Source organism: Rhizobium sp. 18055 (assembly GCF_902706285.1).
Classification (GTDB): domain Bacteria; phylum Pseudomonadota; class Alphaproteobacteria; order Rhizobiales; family Rhizobiaceae; genus Rhizobium.
Genome location: NZ_CACSKD010000010.1, coordinates 71,796 through 90,415, shown reverse-complemented (window position 1 = coordinate 90,415; position 18,620 = coordinate 71,796). Strand labels below are relative to the sequence as shown.

Annotated in this window: 17 protein-coding genes and 1 other RNA gene; 10 read left to right on the top strand and 8 right to left on the bottom strand. The window is 62.5% G+C overall.

Translation table 11 applies throughout. The features are described from left to right. Positions 1-167 precede the first annotated feature (167 nt). Positions 168-833, top strand: a complete 666-nt coding sequence (locus GVL52_RS17825; protein ID WP_160009521.1) for an OmpA family protein — start codon at positions 168-170, stop codon at positions 831-833. A gap of 52 nt (positions 834-885) precedes the next feature. On the opposite strand, the gene GVL52_RS17820 is transcribed toward GVL52_RS17825, so the two are convergent. Then, entirely contained in the window at positions 886-1,293 is a 408-nt protein-coding gene (locus GVL52_RS17820) for a DUF2000 family protein (protein ID WP_160009519.1), read from the bottom strand. A gap of 28 nt (positions 1,294-1,321) precedes the next feature. Between GVL52_RS17820 and GVL52_RS17815 the strand changes: the two genes are divergently transcribed. After that, entirely contained in the window at positions 1,322-2,224 is a 903-nt protein-coding gene (locus GVL52_RS17815) for an AraC family transcriptional regulator (RefSeq protein ID WP_160009517.1), read from the top strand. Here the strand turns inward: GVL52_RS17815 and GVL52_RS17810 are convergent. Together GVL52_RS17810 and GVL52_RS17805 are read right to left on the bottom strand one after the other, a co-directional pair. Further along, positions 2,184-3,278, bottom strand: coding sequence for an AbrB family transcriptional regulator (locus tag GVL52_RS17810; RefSeq protein WP_160009515.1), 1,095 nt, complete (start codon positions 3,276-3,278; stop codon positions 2,184-2,186). The two genes, GVL52_RS17815 and GVL52_RS17810, sit on opposite strands and share 41 nt — an antisense overlap. Positions 3,279-3,443: 165 nt before the next feature. Then, the gene (locus tag GVL52_RS17805; RefSeq protein ID WP_160009514.1) at positions 3,444-4,346 is read right to left on the bottom strand and encodes a LysR family transcriptional regulator; all 903 of its coding nucleotides are present in this window, start codon (positions 4,344-4,346) and stop codon (positions 3,444-3,446) included. 92 nt (positions 4,347-4,438) lie between these two features. Between GVL52_RS17805 and GVL52_RS17800 the strand changes: the two genes are divergently transcribed. The 3 genes from GVL52_RS17800 (at position 4,439) to GVL52_RS17790 (ending at position 10,987) form a co-directional block, all read left to right on the top strand. After that, entirely contained in the window at positions 4,439-5,473 is a 1,035-nt protein-coding gene (locus GVL52_RS17800; protein WP_160009513.1) for an aldo/keto reductase, read from the top strand. Between the two features lie 105 nt (positions 5,474-5,578). Next, positions 5,579-6,991 carry an FAD-binding oxidoreductase gene (locus GVL52_RS17795; protein ID WP_160009735.1) on the top strand — a complete coding sequence of 471 codons (1,413 nt, stop codon included), beginning with the start codon at positions 5,579-5,581 and terminating at the stop codon, positions 6,989-6,991. Positions 6,992-7,192: 201 nt separating this feature from the next. Continuing rightward, complete coding sequence (locus tag GVL52_RS17790; RefSeq protein ID WP_160009733.1) at positions 7,193-10,987, top strand: AsmA-like C-terminal region-containing protein; 3,795 nt, start codon at positions 7,193-7,195, stop codon at positions 10,985-10,987. A gap of 31 nt (positions 10,988-11,018) precedes the next feature. Here GVL52_RS17790 and GVL52_RS17785 read toward each other — a convergent pair whose 3' ends face one another. The 5 genes from GVL52_RS17785 to ssrA form a co-directional block, all read right to left on the bottom strand. Beyond that, positions 11,019-11,531, bottom strand: coding sequence for a GrpB family protein (locus tag GVL52_RS17785; protein WP_160009731.1), 513 nt, complete (start codon positions 11,529-11,531; stop codon positions 11,019-11,021). Then, a complete protein-coding gene (locus tag GVL52_RS17780; protein WP_160009511.1) occupies positions 11,515-11,784 on the bottom strand; it encodes a ribbon-helix-helix domain-containing protein in 270 nt (89 codons plus the stop codon). The genes GVL52_RS17785 and GVL52_RS17780 overlap by 17 nt, the downstream gene beginning before the upstream one ends. Before the next feature lie 88 nt (positions 11,785-11,872). Beyond that, complete coding sequence (locus tag GVL52_RS17775; protein WP_160009509.1) at positions 11,873-12,067, bottom strand: DUF4169 family protein; 195 nt, start codon at positions 12,065-12,067, stop codon at positions 11,873-11,875. 62 nt (positions 12,068-12,129) lie between these two features. Further along, positions 12,130-12,648: an SspB family protein gene (locus GVL52_RS17770; protein WP_160009507.1), complete on the bottom strand. Its 519-nt coding sequence runs from the start codon at positions 12,646-12,648 to the stop codon at positions 12,130-12,132. Positions 12,649-12,776: 128 nt separating this feature from the next. Then, positions 12,777-13,146: a transfer-messenger RNA gene (ssrA, locus tag GVL52_RS17765) on the bottom strand. A gap of 115 nt (positions 13,147-13,261) precedes the next feature. Between ssrA and GVL52_RS17760 the strand changes: the two genes are divergently transcribed. From GVL52_RS17760 to GVL52_RS17740, 5 genes are all read left to right on the top strand, one after another. Next, the gene (locus GVL52_RS17760; protein WP_160009505.1) at positions 13,262-14,056 is read left to right on the top strand and encodes a thymidylate synthase; all 795 of its coding nucleotides are present in this window, start codon (positions 13,262-13,264) and stop codon (positions 14,054-14,056) included. A 12-nt stretch (positions 14,057-14,068) separates the two neighbouring features. Beyond that, the gene (locus GVL52_RS17755) at positions 14,069-14,581 is read left to right on the top strand and encodes a dihydrofolate reductase (protein ID WP_160009503.1); all 513 of its coding nucleotides are present in this window, start codon (positions 14,069-14,071) and stop codon (positions 14,579-14,581) included. A 154-nt stretch (positions 14,582-14,735) separates the two neighbouring features. Continuing rightward, complete coding sequence (gene hflK, locus GVL52_RS17750; protein WP_160009501.1) at positions 14,736-15,830, top strand: FtsH protease activity modulator HflK; 1,095 nt, start codon at positions 14,736-14,738, stop codon at positions 15,828-15,830. A 3-nt stretch (positions 15,831-15,833) separates the two neighbouring features. Continuing rightward, positions 15,834-16,778, top strand: a complete 945-nt coding sequence (gene hflC / locus GVL52_RS17745) for a protease modulator HflC (protein ID WP_160009499.1) — start codon at positions 15,834-15,836, stop codon at positions 16,776-16,778. A 201-nt stretch (positions 16,779-16,979) separates the two neighbouring features. Continuing rightward, the gene (locus tag GVL52_RS17740) at positions 16,980-18,575 is read left to right on the top strand and encodes a DegQ family serine endoprotease (protein ID WP_160009497.1); all 1,596 of its coding nucleotides are present in this window, start codon (positions 16,980-16,982) and stop codon (positions 18,573-18,575) included. The last annotated feature ends 45 nt before the right edge of the window (positions 18,576-18,620 follow it).

Here is an 18,620-nt window from a genome sequence, read left to right as displayed (position 1 = left end):
CAGGGCTACCGGCGCTGTTTGCATCCGTGGCCGGCGATATTTTCGGCGGATGCGGCTTACGGCTGTGCATTTCAGCGATTTTCCGCTAACCAATGCATCCGCTTCATCTTCTTGCCGCATTCCTTAATACTGCTCGCATCACCATCGAATTGGAGATACGCCTGTCCATGATCAAGAAAATTATCCTTGTGACCGTCGTCGCGACCTACCTGAGCGCCTGTACGACAACCGACCCCTATACGGGCCAGCAGAAGATGTCGAACACGTCGGGCGGCGCTCTGCTCGGAGCCGGCGTCGGCGCCCTTGCAGGCCTTGCTGTCGGCGGTTCGCCGGTCGGGCGGCGCAATGCGGCGCTGATCGGCGCCGGTGTCGGCGCGCTCGCCGGCGGTGCGATCGGCAACTACATGGACCAGCAGGAAACGGAACTGCGCGCACAGCTGCAGGGTACCGGCATCTCGGTTACCCGCAACGGTGACAACATCATCCTCAACATGCCGTCGAACATCACCTTCGACGTCGATCAGGATGCGGTGAAGCCGGGCTTCTATCCGACCCTGAACTCGGTCGCGATCGTGCTGCGCAAGTTCAACCGGACGCTGATCGACGTCAACGGTCACACCGATTCGACCGGCAGCCTGCAGCACAACCAGGATCTTTCGGAACGCCGCGCCCAGTCGGTTGCCGGTTACCTCGGTGGCCAGGGTGTCGACCAGCGCCGCATGTCGGCTGTCGGCTTCGGTCCGTCGCAGCCGGTCGCGTCCAACGCATCGGAAGCCGGCCGTTCGCAGAACCGCCGCGTCGAAATCCAGATCGCGCCGATCACCCAGAACTGATCGCGCTCCGTTTCAGGATACAAGCGGCCGGGCATTGCCCGGCCGTTTTGCGTCAGCGATGCATGGTTGCACCCTTGGTGATCTTGTCGACGATCTTCTTGTCGGCGCGGATGGCTATGCCGACGACCCTGGCGTCATCCGGCGCATACTCGGCAAAGACGGCCCGGTTGGCGGCGTCGTGGCCGGTGGCAAACATTTCCTCGATGAACAGCGAGGCGGTTATGCCGCGCTCCAGCGTGCGGCGGTGGATCGTCGATATGGCCTCGTCGTTGGCCGACAGCACGATGATCGGCTGGATCGACAGCGCGTTGTAGAGATTGCCGGCGCGATCCTTGTAGGCCTCGCCTGTTATATCGGGGTTCTGGCCGGTGATGCCGCTCATCAGGAAGGCGGTGACATTCAGCGTCTGCCAGGATTGAAGATTGTTGCGCAGCACGATCGCAATTTTGGTATCAAACATTCCAGTCTCTCTTCATGCGGGTTTCGCGTTGGACCAGGATCTAAGCCATCACGCCCATCAGGGTCTTGAACGTTTGTGCACGGCACCGGGTGCGGACGGCATCCTGACGGCACCGGCCTTTCCCGGCATCGAGCGGATCGAGGCGCAGTTTGCCGGCAATGCGTTCGAGCCGCATCGGCACGACACCTATGCGCTGGGGGTGACGATCAAGGGCGTGCAGACCTTTTCCTACCGCGGCCAGCGGCGCTTCAGCATGCCCGGCCAGGTGATCGTGCTGCATCCCGACGAGGAGCATGATGGCGGGGCGGGCACCGATGACGGGCTGCAGTATCGGATGCTCTATCTGGAGCCGGCTATGCTGCTGGAATGTCTTGATGCGGCGCGGATCGGGCTGCCGTTCGTTGATCAGCCGGTGATCTCTGACCCGGTTCTGGCCGGGACGCTGCTGGCGGCGCTCTCGGAGCTGGATCGCGAGCTGGACGAGCTGTTCGTCGATGATTTCGTGTCCCGTGTGGCGAGCGGCCTGGCGCGTCATGCGCGGGCGCCGCAGCGGCCGATCGGCGCGATCGCCTGGACGCGGGCGCGGATGGCACGGGATTATCTCGAGGCGCATGTGACGCGGGCGGTCACATCGGGCGAACTGGAAGCAGTGACCGGGCTCGACCGGTTTGCGCTGGCGCGGCACTTTCGGGCGGCGTTTGCGACCAGCCCGCATCGCTATCTGCTGATGCGGCGGCTGCAGCAGGCACGGGCGATGATCGGGGCGGGCGAGGCACTCTCGGATGCTGCCTTCGCGACCGGCTTTGCCGACCAGAGCCATCTCAACCGGCATTTCAAGAAGGCATACGGGGTGACGCCCGGCCAGTGGGCCTCATTGCGGCAGGATGGGATCAGGCGGGGTTTTCGGCCAGACCGGAGTGGCGGGCGATAAAGCGGGCCAGCATCGGGCCGGTGAACAGGATGATCAGGAAGCGGCCGGTCTGCATGGCCATGACGAAGGGGACATCGACATCGCTGGAGGCGGCGATGATGGCGACCGAATCGGCGCCGCCGGGACTGGTGGCGAGATAGGCGGTCAGCGGATCGACGCCGGCGAATATGTGCAGCGCATAGGCCATGCAGCCGCAGAGCGACATCAGCAGCAGAATGGAGCCGGCGACGCGCGGCAGGGCGCGGGCGGCATGGCGAATGATACCACGGGTGAAGCGCAGGCCGATGCTCCAGCCGATCAGCGCGTAGCTGATTGCCAGGAGCCACATCGGCAGCTCGATCTTCAACAGACCGAAGCCCTGCAGCAGCGAGCCGGCGACGAGCGGTACGATGATGGTGCCGCCGGGAATGCGGAAGCGGACGGCCGCGAAGGCGGACAGGCATGTCAGCGTGATGGTTGCGGCCAGCGCCGGCCAGTCGATCGGCGGGAACATGATGATGGCGGGCGGCTCGCCGCCATCGGCGGCCACCCACAGGCGCGAGACGACGGAGGCGGCGATGGCGACGAAGACGACGCGCAGATATTGCATGAAGGCGACGAGGCGGGCATCGGCGCCATAGGCTTCCGACATGATGACCATGGCGGACGCCGCACCCGGCGACGAACCCCAGACTGCGGTGGTGCCCGGCAGCACCTGCCAGCGGGTCAATGCCCAGCCGAGCAGGCCGGCCATGATGATGACCGCGAATATCATCGACAGGAACAGCGGCGCGTCGGTTGCCATCGTCTGCAGGATATCGACGGTGATCGAGCGCGCCATCATGAAGCCGACCAGCGCCTGGCCGAAAAGCAACGGCCAGCGCGGCACGCGCAACGATCCCTGACCGACGGAGACGACCAGAACGATGGCTGACACCATCGGGCCGATCAGCAGCGAGGCAGGCAGGCCGAGCAATTCCAGGCCGACGACGAGGAGGGTCGAGAGGCCGAGCAGCAACGCCCAGCGCGGCAGGCTGGCGGTTTTGAACAGGCGGCTTGCGTCTTTCAACGGCATGATCCCATGCAAGTCTTGCCGATGCTGGAACCGCGGTCGATGCGACGTTAAGGACGAGCTGCAAAGGCTGAGCGAGGAAACCGGCGGGCGGCCGGATGGCTTGCGGGCATATAGGCTCCGGGGCTGCCGGGGGTCAAATGAGAAATCCTCCGTCGGGCTGCCTGCTCAGAGCCTGACGTGCTCGGCGAGGAAATCGAGCAGGGCGCGAACGCGGGCGGGCAGCGGGCCGCCCTGGCCGATATAGACCGCGTAGAATTCCTCGATGTCACCGGGGTTGATGTCCTCGAGAACCGGAATCAGCCGGCCGGCTTCGATGTCGGCACGGACGGTGAAGCGGGCGAGCCGGGCGAGGCCGACGCCTGACAGTGCCATGTGCCGCATCGCTTCGCCATCACCGACCTGCACGCCCGGCGTGACCGGCACGACAGCGGTCTCGCCATCCTGGCCGACTGGCCAGCCCTCGACGCTCCTTGCGTAGGAAAAGCCGATGCGGCGATGCGCCTGTAATTCCGCTGCCGATGTCGGCTTGCCGTGACGCTTGAGATAGGCGGGCGAGGCGACAATGACCTTGCCGATGGCGCCGAGCTTGCGGGCGATGAGGCTGGAGCTCTTCAGCGGCCCGGCCCGGATGGCGACGTCGGCGCGTTCTTCCAGCAGATCGACCACCTTGTCGGTGTGGGAGATGTCGAGGGTAACGGCTGGGTACGAGGCGAGGAATTTGGGCAGCAGGGGCGCCAGAACATGGTTGCCGAAAGAGGCGCTGGTATTGATGCGGATCGGGCCTGTCGCCTGCTCTCCAGCCGAGGCGTAGCGCTCTGCCTCGGCGATGTCGGCGAGGATGGAGATGCTGCGCTCGTAGAAGGCGCAGCCCTCCGGCGTCAGCTGCAGCTTGCGGGTGGAGCGGTTGACGAGGCGGGTGCCGAGGCGCGTTTCCAGCCGTGCGACCAGCTTGCTGACGGCCGATGGTGTCATGCCGCAGGCGCGGGCAGCCGCCGTGAAGCCGCCGAGCTCGACGGCGCGCACGAACACCTCCATCTCCCCGGAGCGATTGATGTCCTGCCTGCTCATGATGAGTTCAATTCATTGATGGTGTGCCTGAGGGCAATCTATTTCATCGTGTCTGGGGTGTCTATCTCTGTGGAAGCAACAGGAGACAGATGATGGAATACAGACAGCTTGGTGCGTCCGGCCTGCGGGTGCCGGTGTTGAGTTTCGGTGCAGGAACCTTCGGCGGTTCGGGGCCGCTGTTCGGGGCCTGGGGCAATACCGATGCGGTCGAGGCGCGGCGGATGGTGGATATTTCGATCGAGGCCGGCGTCAACCTGTTCGACAGTGCTGATGTCTATTCCGCCGGTGCGTCGGAAGAGGTGCTCGGCCATGCGATCAGGGGGCGGCGTGATCAGGTGCTGATCTCGACCAAGATGGCGCTGCCGATGGGGGACGGTCCTGCCGATTGGGGCACGTCGCGGGCACGGCTGCTTCGCGCGACCGATGCAGCGCTGAAGCGGCTCGGGACGGATTATATCGATCTCCTGCAACTGCATGCCTTCGACGCCTCGACGCCCATCGAAGAGGTGCTTTCCACGCTGGACGGGCTGATTGCCGCAGGCAAGATCCGCTATGTCGGCGTGTCGAATTTTTCGGGGTGGCAACTGATGAAGTCGCTGGCTGCTTCGGAACGGCATGGCTATTCGCGATATGTCGCGCACCAGGTCTACTATTCGCTGGCCGGCCGCGATTACGAGTGGGAGTTGATGCCGCTGGCGGCCGATCAGGGTGTCGGGGCGCTGGTGTGGAGCCCGCTGGCCTGGGGACGGCTGACGGGGAAGATCAGGCGCGGGCAGCCGCTGCCGGAGGAAAGCCGCTTGCACCAGACGGCGGAGTACGGGCCGCCGGTGGATGACGAGAAGCTCTACGATATCGTCGATGCGCTGGATGCCGTTGCCGAAGAGACCGGCAGGACCGTGCCGCAGATCGCCCTCAACTGGCTGATCGGTAGGCCGACGGTGGCGAGCGTCATCATCGGGGCGCGCAACGAGGCGCAGTTGCGGCAGAACCTTGGCGCGGTCGGCTGGTCGCTGTCGAAGGAGCAGGTGGAAAAGCTCGACAGGGCAAGTGCCGTCACCGCGGCCTATCCGTATTTCCCCTACCACCGGCAGGCGGGCTTTGCGCGGCTCAATCCGCCGCTCGTCTGACAGCTGTATGTCGGAGCCGCCGTTGCGATTCTTGCACTAGACAGGCGCCGTCTCATGTCTCATACCAACCTGCCCCGGGGCAGCGACGGTAAGGAGATCAACGAGATGGCGCTCAAAGACGCAAAGGCCGGCACACGCAACGAGGCAGGCATCGGCACTGTTCTCGGCATCCTCAAACAGGGCTTTGGCGAGCGCTTCCAGACCGGCCAGTCGTTCCGCGAGCAGCATTCGCATACGACCACCTATATTCCCTCGCAGCTTCCCGACGGCGTGCTGTTTGCCGAAAGCGCCGACGATGTGAAGGCTGCGGTAAAGATCTGCGCCGAGCACAAGGTGCCGGTCATCGGCTTTGGCACAGGATCGTCGCTGGAGGGGCAGGTCAATGCGCCGAATGGCGGCATCTCGATCGATTTCAGCCGGATGAACCGGGTGCTTGAAGTCAATATGGAAGATCTCGACTGCATCGTAGAGCCCGGCGTGACGCGCGAGGATCTCAATACCTATCTGCGCGATACCGGCCTGTTCTTCCCGATCGACCCCGGCGCCAACGCCTCGATCGGCGGCATGGCCTCGACGCGGGCATCGGGCACCAATGCCGTTCGCTACGGGACGATGAAGGACAATGTGCTTGCGGTGACGGCGGTCACCGCCAACGGCGAGGAGATCCGGACCGCGCGGCGCGCCCGCAAGTCTTCGGCCGGATACGACCTGACGCGGCTGTTCGTCGGCGCCGAGGGAACGCTTGGCATCCTGACCTCGGTGACGCTCAGACTGCAGGGCATTCCGCAGAAGATCGGCGGTGGGGTCTGCGCGTTTCCGACCGTGCGTGCGGCCTGCGATGCGGTGATCATGACCATCCAGATGGGCGTGCCGGTTGCTCGCATCGAGTTGCTCGATGCGCTGCAGATCCGCGCCTGCAATGCCTATTCGAAATTGAACTATGATGAAAAGCCGACGCTGTTCGTGGAGTTTCACGGCACGGACGAGACGGTTGCGCTGCAATCGGCGCAGTTCGGCGAAATCGCCGCGGAATGCGGCGGCGGCGAGTTTGCCTGGACCGTCAACGCCGAAGAGCGCAACAGGCTGTGGAAGGCGCGCCACGATGCCTACTGGGCGTCGCGGGCACTTGCGCCCGAGATGGCGGCGCTGTCCACCGACGTCTGCGTGCCGATCTCGCGATTGGCCGACTGCATCGATGAGACGCAGGCCGATATCGAGAAGCATGGACTGCTGGCGATGATCGTCGGCCATGCCGGCGACGGAAACTTCCACGTGCTGCTGTTGTTCGACGACAAGACGGAGGAGGGCATTGCGGTAGCCGAGAGTTTCGTCGGCAGGCTCAACAAGCGGGCGCTGGAGATGGATGGCACCTGCACCGGCGAGCATGGTATCGGTCAGGGCAAGATGGCGTTCCTGCAGGAAGAGCTTGGCGGCGCCGTGGACTTGATGCGGCAGGTGAAGCAGGCGCTCGATCCCGACAATATCTTCAATCCGGGGAAGATTTTCCATTCTGCCTGAAAATCAACAATCTATTGATCTTGGCTTGCTTGCGGCATGAATGCCGATAGAGACGAAGAAGAGCCTCGGCGAATCGAGGTGCGGCCCGAAAAGCGTGGCCGTAACAAGGAATTGCGCATGATGTTGCCTGAAAGCCGCTTCACACTCTTCGGGTTCTTGATCTAGTGTCTGCAGTGATAGCCCGAATGGAGAATGATTGACTTGGTAGGCCGGTTCCTCGTCGTACTGGGTGGTTTGGTTGTGGTGGCGCTGTTCGTGGCGCTGTTTGCGCCCATGTTCATCGACTGGACCGGATTCCGACAGAATTTCGAGGATCAGGCAAGCCGGATCATCGGCAAGAAGGTCGTGGTGCATGGCGCCGTCGATGCGCGGCTACTGCCGTTTCCATCGGTGACCATGCATGACGTGCGCGTCGGCCAGGAGCAGGACGGTTCGCCGATCGTGCAGGTCGAGCAATTCTCCATGGATGCGGAACTGGCGCCATTCCTGTCGGGCGAGGCCCTTATTTTCGACATGCGCGTCGTCAATCCCAAGGTCAAGCTCCGGCTGCTGAAGGACGGGACGCTGGACTGGACGCGCGGCAGCCAGCCGGAAATTCCGGCCAGGACCGTCGTTCTGGAAAACGTTCATGTCAGCGGCGGCGATGTGCAGTTCATCGATGACCAGTCGGGACGGACACGCCATGTCACGGGACTGAACGCAGAGATGTCGGCGAAGTCGCTGGCCGGTCCCTGGCGGATCGAGGGCGATGCGGCGCTTGACGGCGAGCATGGCAATTTCCTCTTCTCCAGCAATCAGCTGGACGAGAACGGCGTGCTCAGGATGCGCACCCGGCTGCAGCCGGACAGGCATCCTGTGACTGTCGATCTCGATGGCGAGCTGAAGCTGGTCGATCGCAAGCCCAATTATCAGGGCACGATGTCGGCGCAGATCGAACGTGCCAGCACCAACCAGGCCAAGGGCACCGACAAGAGCGAACTGCCGCCGCGGCTCAAAGGCAAGTTCGAGCTGACCAATGAGAGCATCCGCATTCCCGAATACCGTCTGGAAATCGGCGCCGCCGAGGACCCTTACGTGGTCACCGGCGAGGCGACGCTCGATACCGGCGTGAAGCCGCAGTTTCTGCTGACAGCCGACGGACAGCAGATCGACGTCAGCCGTATCGGCAATCAGGGCGCCGGCGGCAAGACCACCCGTGACCCCAGCCTTTCCGCCAAGCAGCGGCTGAATGCGCTGATCCAGATCGTGTCGCAGATCCCGGTGCCGCAGGTGCCCGGCAAGGCCAGCGTCCGGCTTCCGGCGATCGTGGCCGGCGACACCACCATTCGCGACGTGCAGCTCGATCTCGAACCGGCCGGAAGCGGCTGGACGATCGACAATGCTTTCGGCACGCTCCCCGGACGGACACTGGTGGAGGGCAACGGGCGGTTGACGCTGCAGGGGCAGCCATCGTTTCTCGGCAAGATTACCGTGGCGTCGAAGCAGCCGACCGGGCTTGCCTCCTGGCTTTCGGGCGATGTCGATCCGGCCATCCGGCAATTGCAGCAGGCCGGCTTTTCGGCCGATGTGAACCTGACGCATGAGCGACAGACCTTCGACAATCTGGAGATCGCCGTCGGGCCGGCGACGCTGAAGGGCAAGCTCGATCGCCAGGCCCTGGCCAACCAGGCGCCGACGCTCGACGTGGCGCTATCAGGCGACGCGCTGGATCTCGATGCGCTCCGGGCGCTGACCGGACTGTTTACCGGGCAGGACGCCGGCAACAATGTGCTCGACCACAAGATCAAGGCGCAGCTGAAGGCCGCCAAGTTCACGGCTTTCGGCGTTGAAGCCGGTGACGTCGAGACCAGTTTCACGATCGCTGACGGTGCGCTTGCCGTGGACGAGCTTGCGGTGAAGAACCTGGCGGGGGCCGAGTTTACGGCGACGGGTCGTGCCGAGGGTTCGCTGCTCGACTACAAGGGCTCCGGCGAAATCACCTTCAAGGCAGCAGATCCCGGCCCGTTCTTCGCGATGCTGAAGCAGCATCTGCCTGATCATCCCGTCATGGACCGGCTGGTGCGCAATGCCGCCTGGTACACCAATACGGCGCTGCGCGGTGCCGTGACACTCGGCGGCGATCAGGGCGACGGTCTTGCCGTGACGCTCGCAGGCGTTGCCAATGGCAGCCGCATGAACCTCGACTACCGGATGTCCGACCTGCTGGCATTGACCGGCAAGGGGACGACCAGCCTCGAGGCGACGCTCGAGAACAATGTGACGTCGGTGCTGTTCGGCCAGGCCGGGCTCGACCCGCTGCCTGTCGATGCCGATGCCAATGGCCGCATGACGCTGAAGGTGCAGGCCGAGGGGACCGATCCTGCCGACGCTGCGCTGACCTTTGCCACCGACCGCACCTCGTTTACCGCGACCGGCAAGGTCGATATCCGGCCGCAGACCTTCATGAACGGGCAGCTGGCGCTGTCGCTGGAGAGCGCGGATCTCGATCCTTATCTTGTGATGAACGGGATCGGCGTGCCGCAGATGGGCACCGGACTGCCGTTCAAGCTGACGACGACCGCGACTGTCGATGGCGACAAGGTCGCTTTCGGCAACATTGCCGGACATGCGGCGGACAATGAATTCACCGGCGCCATGACACTCGACCGCAAGGCCGACAAGACGACGGCATCCGGCGACCTGGCACTTTCCAAGGCCGATGCGACGTGGCTTGGCGAGGCGGTCTACGGGCCGATGACGGATGCGGCGAACGGCAATCTTTCGGCTGCCGCGCTCGGCATACCGGTGTTCAAGGATACCGATGTCAACGTGAAGCTGTCGGCCAAGCAGTTCTGGCCGGGCTGGGCGAACCCGATCACCGATTTCACTTCCAACGTCGCCTACAAGGGCGACGAGTTGCAGCTCAACGAGATGAAGGGCACCTGGGACGGCGGCACGGTCGATGGCAATGTGAAATTCACCAATGCCGAAGGGACGGGCTTCCTGCAGACCAAGCTTGCGCTTGCCAATGCGGATCTTGCAGGTGTCGTCTGGCAGCGCGACGGCGCGCCGGTGGCAAACGGCAAGTTCGGGCTGTCGCTGTCGATGGAAGCATCCGGCAAGTCGATGAAGGAGATTGCCAGCTCGCTGAACGGTTCGGGCGAGTTGACGCTCGGCGAGACCAGCGTGCGCGGCCTCAATCTCGGCATGCTGGCGCCGCTGCTCTCGGCGACCGATCCGATGCAGGATCAGCTGAATGCCGGCAAGGTTCATCCGATCGTCGAGACGCTGCTCAACAATGGCGAAGCCAAGCTGCCGGCGACGGCGGTTCCCTTCAACGTCACGGATGGCGTGCTGCGGGTTCAGAACGTCGCCATCGCAACCGATCAGGCGAAGCTGACCGGCAATGCCCAGATCGACCTGCCGCAGGAGCGCATCACCGCATCGCTCAATATCGGCCTCAACCCTGTGGGCGACGCGCTGACCGGGGCTGACCCGGCCATCCGCCTGGACTTTTCCGGCGTGCTGGGGTCGCCCGGCCGGGTGATGGATGTGACCGATATCACCGGCTATCTGTCGCTGCGCGCCTTCGAGCGCGAGCGGCGGCGGGTGGAGAAGCTGCAGTCGAACGTGCTGGAGCAGCAGCGCCTGCGCCGCGAAGTGTCGCTTGCCAAGTTCAACGACCAGGAACGCGAAAAGGCAGCGGCGATCGAGGCGCAGCGACAGGCCGAGGAAGAACGCCTGCGCGTGATTGCATCGCAGCAGGCCGAGCGCGAAGCGGCCGACGCTGCGGCGAAGGCGAAGGCGGAAGCCGAAGCGGCCGCAAAGGCCAAGGCGGACGCCGATGCAAAGGCCAAGGCCGATGCGGATGCTGCTGCCCAAGCAAAGGCCGAGGCCGACCAGAAGGCTGCTGCCGATGCGGCACGCAAGGCGCAGGAACAACTGGCCACGCCGCCGCAGAACTCGTTGAATTTCAACACGGTGCCGGGGCTTCCGGGCGTGCAGGTGCCGCAGTAGGGCGGCGGTGTCTAAAGGGCGAGGGCGGTTTTCAGGTCCGTGCTAGACGCGCCCGCTCAACGGTCGAATTGACGAAGGCGGCTTTTGCCGCCGTGTATCCATCGCCGTCATACGCGTAGTCTTCGGAGAGTTTCACTTTCAGCGCCTGATAGGCGGCGGCGGTTTCGACGTGGGTTCTGAGGTAGTCCCGGAAGAGCATGCGCCGGTGTGGGGTGTCGTGGCCATCGGGGCAGAGGTAGACACGCTGGCCTGGGCTTTCCTGTCGTTTCATGAAGGCGAAGATGTCGTGGTCGTAGCGGTTGCCGCGCGGCTCGTAGCCCGCTGCCTCCATCGCGGCCCCTGCAGCGAGCACGTGCTCGGCGGTGGGCAGGATCACGTCGATATCGATCAGCGGTTTTGCCGAAAGGCCGGGGATCGCGGTGCTGCCGACATGGTGGATGGCGAGCACGTGTTGTCCTAGCAACGCCTGCAAGGCGGCCGCGATCCTCAGGAACCGGTTGGGCCATGCGGGGTCATAGGCTGCGATCTCAACCCGCTCGGGCATCGCCACGGCCTCCCTCATCCCGTTCATCGAGCCTGTCCCGATCCTTCCCCGATTTCAGCCAGGCAAGTACATGCAATCGCAGCGCCGAAGAGAGATTGCTGTCGGCGTCCCTGTTGTCGTCGATTTCGGAAATCAGGGCTGCGAGGGGGATGACGCGGGCGGCGGCGATTGATGTCAGTTCATTCCAGAACTCGTCTTCCAGCGTAAAGCTGGTGCGGTGGCCGTGCAGGGTGGTGGAGTGCTTGCGGATCATCGCATTGCCATTTCGCGGCGCTCACAAACTGAATCCGGAAATGCCGCCAAGCCGTTGAACCCGGATTCGTTTTGGCCGTCGGGCGGCGTCATTTCCCGTCGTCGTTCTTGTCGATATGGCCCTGATCAAGGGCCTTTTCGGCTTTGTCGTTCAGCGCCGTGGTCAGCTGCTTCTCGACCTTGGTACGGCCGAAGGAGATGCGGTTCTGCTCGGCCTGCTTTTCCTTGTCGGAACGGGCCTGCTTCTTCTTGAACTGACGGAGATTGACGATGTCGGCGCTCACGGGTGCCCCCGATATGGATAACGGCCATATGAAAAAGGGAAGCAGATGCTTCCCTTCGAATTTTACTGCTTCTTGCGGAAGGCGTCGAGAGAGACGACCGATCCCGGCTTCTTCTCTTCGCCGTCGGCCGGCTTGGCCGTGGCGTCGTCGGTCTTCTCAGCCTTTTCAGCCGCAACCGGATAGGCGGTGATCTCGGCTTCCGGCAGTTCGTCGCTGTCGGCCAGCGGAACGTCGAATTCGAGTTCGAAATTGACGGATGGATCGTAGAAACCGCGAATGGCGTTGAATGGAACGAACAGCTTTTCCGGGATGTCGGAGAAGGACAGGCCGATTTCGAAGTGCGAATCAGTGACCTTCATTTCCCAGAACTGGTGCTGGATGACGATGGTCATCTGCTCGGGATATTTGGACTTCAGGAGCTGGGAGATGCGAACGCCCGGCGCGCCGGTCAGAAAGGTGATGAAAAAGTGATGTTCGCCCGGCAGGCGGCCGGTCGCTGCGACTTCGGACAATACTTTGCGGATGACGCCGCGAAGCGCGTCCTGTGCCAGAATGTCGTAACGGATGTGATCCTGCCCCATGCTTTTCCTGTCTTTCGTTCGTCCGTACGTCTTTTCCCAAGGCTATATGCCATGCCCGGAAGACTTGGAAAAGCCCGGAGCCGAGTCATGCTTTAGCAAATCATACATGATTTGCGCTTGGGGGAGAAGGTGAAGGCTTCTGTTGCCAGGTGCCTTCGGACCCCGCCTTAAGGTGCGAACCTTCAGGACTTGATTTGAAGTGTCACACTGCGATTAAGCAGCGAGACGAGCTTCCGCATAGTTGTCATTTGCAACTACAATTTTAGCCCGATAACGGCGGTACAATGCCGAGCAAAAAGACGATCTTTACACCCTTGTCGATCCTGTTTCGCCCCCATCAAAAGCCGGCCAACACCTTGTCAGGCCGCCGGTTTTTGGTGGAGGCGCCGGGTACCGCCCCCGGGTCCAATAGGCTTATTACACCGCTCATTTATCACCATAGCCAATCCGAGGACTGGCAAGGCTGATATAGTGTTTTCCGTTTCGGTTGGGAAGGGCCATCGTCATAAAAGCATTGCAGGCGGGTGCAGATTTATCGGGAAAAGCATCGAGCGTGATTGGTTTTGGCGGCTGATGCGCTTAAACATCGGAAAAATGGAATCGGCGGCGGGCGATGAAGCAATATCTCGATCTCTTGAACCATGTGATGGAAGCCGGAACCGATCGGGGTGACCGCACGGGCACGGGTACGCGCTCGGTGTTCGGCCATCAGATGCGCTTCGACCTGCAGGAAGGCTTTCCTGTTCTCACCACCAAGAAGCTGCACCTGCGCTCGATTATTCACGAGTTGCTGTGGTTTCTGAAGGGCGAGACCAATATCGGCTACCTCAAGGACAATGGGGTTTCGATCTGGGACGAGTGGGCCGACGAGAATGGCGATCTCGGCCCGGTCTACGGCGCGCAGTGGCGCTCGTGGCCGGCGCCCGATGGCGGCCATATCGACCAGATCGCCAATCTGGTGTCCGGTCTGATCAAAAACCCGAATTCGCGCCGTCATATCGTCTCGGCCTGGAACCCGGCTGAGGTGGACAACATGGCGCTGCCGCCTTGCCACTGCCTGTTCCAGTTCTATGTCGCCGACGGCAAGCTGTCGTGCCAGCTCTATCAGCGATCCGCGGATGTGTTTTTGGGCGTTCCATTCAACATTGCCTCATACGCGCTGCTGACGATGATGGTGGCGCAGGTGACAGGGCTGAAGCTTGGCGATTTCGTCCATACGCTCGGCGACACGCATATCTATCACAATCATTTCGAACAGGCGAAGCTGCAGCTGACGCGCCAGCCGAAGCCTTTGCCGTTCATGCGCATCAATCCAGATGTGAAGGATATCTTCGGCTTCACCTTCGAGGATTTCGAGCTGGTGGGCTATGAAGCCGATGCCAGCATCAAGGCGCCGATCGCCGTCTGATCAGGGAAGCTCATGTCGGATATTCGCAAGACGATCGTGGTTGCCGCGGCGCGCAACGGCATCATCGGCCGCGACGGCGACATGCCGTGGCACCTTTCGACGGATTTGAAGCGGTTCAAGGTACTGACATCGGGCAAGCCTGTCATCATGGGCCGCAAAACCTATGATTCGATCGGCAGGCCGCTACCGGGGCGGCCGAATGTGGTGATTTCCCGTTCGACGGTGATCGATCATCCCGATGTGCGTACGGTCACCTCGCTCGACGAGGCGATTTCGGTGGGGGAAGCGCTGGCAATTGAAAAGGGCGAGGACGAAATCTGCATCATCGGGGGCGGCCAGATCTACCGGCAGGCAATGGATGCCGCCGATCGGATATGCCTCACCCATGTGGAGGTCGATGTGGAGGGGGACGCGTCTTTTCCCGATATTGACCCGGCTATCTGGATGGCTGGCGAAACTGTCGAGGTTCCTGCCGGTGAAAAGGACAGCTATCCGACGCGGTTCGTTGTCTATGACAGGCGTTGAGCACTGAAAACCAACTATTTTCCAAGAAATACCGTCAACTTCCCGATGCCGCGTTGAAAGCCGATGCGGCGATACCTATAACGGTCTCGAACGCGAATATCCGCCGCCCCCGTGGGTAAAGCGATCGCATGATGTAACGAACAACGAGGTTTTGATGCCCTGGAGCAATCAGAATGGTGGCGGCGGCGGCCCTTGGGGCGGCGGCGGCGGTGGAGGAAATAATCAGGGACCGTGGGGGCAGGGGCCAAACCGTCCACGCGGCGGCGGTGGCGGCAAGGGCGGACCGCCCGATCTCGAGGAGATCATCCGCCGTGGTCAGGACCGGCTGCGCGGCGTCGTGCCCGGCGGGTTCAATACGGGCGTGCTTCTGATTGTTGCGGCGATCGTCGTGGCATTCTGGCTTTTCCAGTGCATCTACATGGTCCAGCCGGACGAGCGCGGCGTCGAACTGCGCTTCGGCAATCCGAAGCAGGAAGTCTCGATGCCTGGCCTGCACTTCCACCTGTGGCCGATGGAGACTGTCGAGATCGTCAAGGTGACGGTGCAGCAGCAGAACATTGGCGCGACGTCGTCTTCGTCGTCGAACGGGCTGATGCTGTCGGGCGACCAGAACATTCTCAACGTGCAGTTCTCGGTGTTTTTCACCGTGACAGATCCGAAGGCGTTCCTCTTCAACGTCGAAAATCCGGCTGAAACGCTGCAGCAGGTTGCCGAAAGCGCGATGCGCGAAGTCGTCGGCCGTCGTCCTGCGCAGGATGCGTTCCGCGACAATCGCCAGCCGATCGAAACCGAAGTGGCTGCTATCGTGCAGGGCACGATGGATCGCTACAGGAGCGGTATCTCGATCAATGCGATCACGATCCAGGACGTAGCGCCGCCGCGTGAAGTCGCCGATGCCTTCGAAGAAGTACAGCGTGCCGACCAGGACAAGCAGCGTCTCGTCGAAGAAGCGAACCAGTATGCCAACCAGAAACTCGGCCAGGCACGCGGTGACGCGGCGCAGATCCGTGAAGCGGCTGCCGCATACAAGGATCGCGTCGTCAAGGAAGCGGAAGGTGAGGCGCAGCGATTCAACTCCGTCAACGACGAATACACCAAGGCTCCCGAAGTGACCCGCAAGCGACTGTTCCTGGAAACCATGGAACAGGTGATGAAGAATTCCAAGAAGGTCATCATCGATGAGAAGCAGGGGGTTGTCCCTTACCTGCCGCTCAACGAAATCGGCAAACCATCGCAGCAGGGAGGTTGATCCATGACTTCGAACAAACTTCCGATCTTCCTCATCGCTCTCGCCGTCGTTCTGGTGGCGGTCTATTCGTCCATCTTCGTGGTCAATGCGCGTGAACAGGCGATTGTCGTCCGCTTCGGTCAGATCCAGTCGGTAAAGACGGAGCCCGGCATCTACTTCAAGCTGCCCTTCACCTTCATGGACGCCGATCGCGTCCAGATCGTCGAAAAGCAGGCACTGCGCTTCGACCTCGACAACATTCGCGTCCAGGTGCGCGGTGGTGCGACCTTCGACGTCGATGCTTTCGTGATCTACGACATCAAGGACGTCCGCCGCTTCCGCGAAACGGTCTCCGGCGACCGCGAGTCGGCCGAAGCCCGTCTTCGCACCCAGCTCGATTCGTCGCTGCGCCGTGTCTACGGTCTGCGTGATTTCGATGCGGCTCTTTCCGAAGAGCGTGTCGCGATGATGCTCGAAGTGCGCGACGATCTGCACCGGGATGCCGAGGCGCTTGGCCTCAACATCCAGGACGTCCGTATCCGTCGTACCGACCTGACGCGCGAAGTTGCGCCGAAGACCTACGACCGCATGCGCGCCGAGCGACTTGCCGAAGCCGAGCTTCTGCGTGCGCAGGGTGGCGAAGAAGGACAGCGCCGTCGCGCCATCGCCGACAGACAGGTTGTCGAGATCACTGCGGAAGCCCAGCGTGACTCGGAAATCCTGCGCGGTCAGGGCGAAGCGGAACGCAGCCGTCTGTTCGCCGACGCCTTCAACAAGAACCCGAACTTCTTCGAGTTCTATCGCTCGATGGCAGCCTACACCACGGCGATGTCCTCGCAGGACACAACGCTGGTGCTGTCGCCGACCTCGGAGTTCTTCCGCTACTTCAACAGCGCGTCCGGCCTGCCGGGTGGCGTTCCGCCGGCAGCGCTCAACCTGCCAGCGGTACCGACTGCTCCGGCCAACTAAACGCCGCAGCGACGCTTTGAGATCATGGGGGTCGGCATCTTGCCGGCCCCTTTTCTGTTGGCGGTACGGCTGACCATTTCAGGGCTTCCTGTTCGTCCCACGCAGATTGCACGGGATTTCGCGAAAAGGTGATTTCACCCTCCATCATTACGCCTTATGCTCGTGATCAGAGTGCGTTTTTGACACACATGAGGATGCTTGATGGCCCCCACGATCCGCCCGACCTACAGACGATCGCTTGCGCTTGTTGCCGGCGCTGCACTTCTGGCTAATGTCGGGTTCGCCGGGCTGGTCCAGGCACAGGGCACGCCGCCGACCAACGGACCGGCATCCGTCGCCGATCTGGCCGAGGGGCTGCTCGATGCGGTGGTGAACATCTCGACGTCGCAGAACGTCAAGGACGACGAGGGGGCCGGTCCGGCGCCGCGCGCGCCCGACGGATCGCCGTTCCAGGAGTTCTTCAACGATTTCTTCAACAAGCAGAAGGGCAAGCAGGGCGGCAACCACAATGTCAGCTCGCTCGGCTCCGGCTTCGTCATCGACCCGCAGGGCTTTATCGTCACCAACAACCATGTGATCGAAGGCGCCGACGATATCGAGGTGAATTTCGCCGATGGCAGCAAGCTGAAGGCGAAGCTGATCGGCACCGACACGAAGACCGATCTTTCCGTTCTGAAGGTGGAACCGAAGGCGCCGCTGAAGTTCGTGAAATTCGGCGATTCCAGCGGCATGCGCATCGGCGACTGGGTGATGGCGATCGGCAATCCGTTCGGCTTCGGCGGATCGGTGACGGTGGGCATCATTTCCGGGCGCGGGCGCAACATCAATGCCGGCCCTTACGACAACTTCATCCAGACCGATGCGGCGATCAACAAGGGTAATTCCGGCGGACCGCTGTTCAACATGAAGGGCGAAGTGATCGGCATCAACACGGCGATCATCTCGCCGAGCGGCGGTTCGATCGGTATCGGCTTCTCGGTGCCGTCGGAACTGGCGTCGGGTGTCGTGCAGCAGTTGCGCGAGTTCGGCGAAACCCGTCGCGGCTGGCTCGGCGTGCGCATACAGCCCGTCACCGACGATATTGCCGACAGCCTCGGGCTGTCGAGCGCCCGTGGCGCGCTGGTGGCCGGCGTCATCAAGGGTGGACCTGTCGATGACGGCTCGATCAAGGCTGGCGATGTCATTTTGAAATTCGACGGCAAGGCCGTCAACGAGATGCGGGACCTGCCGCGCGTCGTTGCCGAAAGCCCTGTCGGCAAGGCTGTCGATGTCCTGGTTCTGCGTGATGGCAAGGAGCAGACCGTCAAGGTGACGCTCGGCCGTCTCGAAGACAGCGATCAGGCTGCCGCTGCCCCTGATGGTGGCGAGCAGCACAGCGGCGTCATCAATCCGGATCCGGATGAAAACCAGGATATGGACCAGCCGGACGGCGATCCGGCACAGCCGATGCCGGATGCCAAGGGCAAGCCGGACCAGCCGGCCCCGGATGCCGCCGATGCCAAGAATGTCCTCGGGCTTTCGCTGTCGGCACTGAGCGCCGAAACGCGCAAGACCTTCGGGATCGGCGAGAGCGTCGATGGTGTTCTGGTGGCGGACGTGACGCCCGGATCGCTTGCTGCCGAAAAGGGGCTGAAGGCCGGCGATGTGATCGTCGAAGTGGCGCAGGAATTCATGCGCTCGCCCGATGCGGTCGTCGCCAAAGTGCAGTCGTTGAAGCAGGAAGGTCGGCGCAATGCGCAGATGATGATCGCTTCGGCCAATGGCGACCTGCGCTTCGTCGCGGTGCCGATGGAATAGACCGGCATACAATGGATCACGGGACCGGGCCTTTATGGCCCGGTT